Raw genomic sequence first — 323 nt, forward strand, 5'->3', positions numbered from 1 at the left:
ATCTTCTGTAGCGATTGCAATACCCATATGCTTTGCACCACTATCAACACCGATTGTGACGGGTTGCACCGCTTCACCTGTGGCATATTGTAATTGAATCGTAAACGGAGTATATCCGACAATCGTTGCTTTCCCTTGCTTGAGAAGAAGCCTGGCTTTACGGGAACTACAAGGCATAAGTGGCTCTCCTCTTAAATTCTTGACAAATACACGCATGTTTTGTCCCTCCTAAGAGTTTGTTTCCCTTCAATAATGTTTGTAGGTGCCCTCAACTTCTTATACAAGAAGGCTTGTGGTTGACCGTTCCTTCCCAATCAGAACTG

Annotated in this window: 1 protein-coding gene; it reads right to left on the reverse strand. The window is 44.0% G+C overall.

Translation table 11 applies throughout. The features are described 5' to 3' along the window. Window positions 1–216: RRXRR domain-containing protein (locus MR076_RS26110; RefSeq protein ID WP_242225436.1), on the reverse strand; the 216-nt coding region annotated here is incomplete at its 3' end. Between the last annotated feature and the right edge of the window lie 107 nt (window positions 217–323).

The organism is Bacillus cereus group sp. BfR-BA-01380 (assembly GCF_022663535.1).
Lineage (GTDB): Bacteria > Bacillota > Bacilli > Bacillales > Bacillaceae_G > Bacillus_A > Bacillus_A cereus_BB.